The sequence below is a fragment of the Natrinema soli genome (assembly GCF_028618695.1).
The window spans coordinates 1-1,628 of record NZ_JAQIVI010000725.1 but is presented as its reverse complement, the minus strand read 5'-3'; the positions used below and the strand labels follow the sequence as shown (position 1 = coordinate 1,628).

Annotated in this window: 2 protein-coding genes and 1 pseudogene; all 3 read left to right on the top strand. The window is 67.2% G+C overall.

Annotation, left to right across the window (positions count from 1 at the left end; genetic code table 11):
- Positions 1–392 (top strand): shikimate dehydrogenase family protein (locus tag PGX04_RS31035; protein WP_377043767.1); only part of this gene is annotated, 392 nt, incomplete at its 5' end.
- Between the two features lie 76 nt (positions 393–468).
- Positions 469–1,188, top strand: coding sequence for a helix-hairpin-helix domain-containing protein (locus tag PGX04_RS31030; RefSeq protein ID WP_273742002.1), 720 nt, complete (start codon positions 469–471; stop codon positions 1,186–1,188).
- Positions 1,189–1,344: 156 nt separating this feature from the next.
- Positions 1,345–1,628, top strand: a pseudogene (locus PGX04_RS31025) (anthranilate synthase component I); the annotation flags it as partial.

Genomic DNA, 1,628 nt, shown 5'->3' with positions numbered 1-1,628 from the left:
CCGACGCCGGCGCGACGGTCGCGATCGCCAACCGAACCGAGTCGAAAGCGCACGAACTCGCGGACGAGGTGTCCCGTGCGACCGGACACGGGCTGGGAGAGATGGAGCGACTCGTGGCCGACGCCGATGTGCTGGTCAACGCCACGAGCGTCGGGATGGAATCGGCCGAGACGCCGGTCCCCGCGGACGCGCTCCACGACGAGTTGGCCGTCCTCGATGCGGTCTACACCCCGATCGAAACGCGGCTCCTGCGCGATGCGGCCGCCGCCGGGGCGACGACCATCGACGGAGCGTGGATGTTGCTCTATCAGGGCGTCGAGGCGTTCGAGATCTGGACGGGCCGGGACGCACCTGTCGATGTGATGAACGGAGCGCTTCGATCGCGACTGTGAGCCGACGCGGTGTCTGCGGCCGCTACTGTGACAGTATCAGGCGAATTTAAGTGGTGGAACCCACTACGTCGAGATAATGGCAATCCTCCAGAAGCTGAAGTCCCTGTTGGGGTTCGACGACTCGGAGTCGGAGCGCGGGGGCACTCGAGAGGTCGGGGTAACGGTCGAACGGGAAGGGACGGCGGACGACGGGACTGCCGTCGATGCGGATCGAGACGAACCGGTCGACGACGCGAGTGCCGAGCCGACGCAGTCGGCCGCGACCGGCTCGCGGGCGGACGACTCGACGGAACCGTCGGAACCGACGGCGGCGGAGTCGGCCGACACGAGAGACGAGTCGCCCGTCGAAGAGGCCGAACCCGACGTAGCGGCGGAACCAGAGCCTGACGTAGAGACCGCCGACAGCGAGCCGACACCCGAATCGGCCGCGGCAGCCGAGACCGAGGCTGACACCGAATCCGAGACGGCTGACGACACCGAGTCTGTGCCGGACTCGGAGGAGCCGGAAGCGGCGGTCGAATCCGAGTCGGAAGCAGAGACGGAAAGGGAGGCCGAATCCGAGTCGAAAGCGGAGGCGGAAGCGGAATCCGAACCGGAAACGGAGCCCGAGGGGACCAACCAGGAACCCGTCGTCGAGATCAAGGGAATCGGACCGGCCTATGCCGACCGCCTCGCCGGCGCGGGCATCGATACCATCGGCGAACTCGCCGACGCCGACGCCGCCGAACTGGCCGAACAGACCGACATCTCCGAGACGCGCATTCAGGGCTGGATCGACCGCGCCGAAGTCCGATAACGACCGTCGCGTCGACCTTCGATCTCCTTTCTTCTCCGAACCGCTGCCTCTCTGCGCCGATTTCGACCGTTCGTGAGGCCTCCTTCGTCCGCTACTCGGTTCTTTCCGGGACACCGAAACCGCAAGCTGATTACCCCAGCACACCTCCCAGGAAATATGAGCGATCCGCGCGTCGTGACGACGCTCGATTCGTTTTGCGCTGCCGCTCGCGACCGCGAACGCGATGAGTCGGACGCGAATCACGCCGCGTCGTCGACGCCTCCCGGATACCGTACTCCCGTCGAGGCTCGCATCTCCGTCAGCGATCCGTTCCTCGCCTACCGGCGAGCGCGCGACGGTGACGGCTCCGCCTTCCTCGAGACGACCGGCGGCCAGCCCGGCTGGGGGTACTTCGGCGTCGATCCCGTCGACCGGCTGACCGTCGGGCCCGCCGCCGTGAC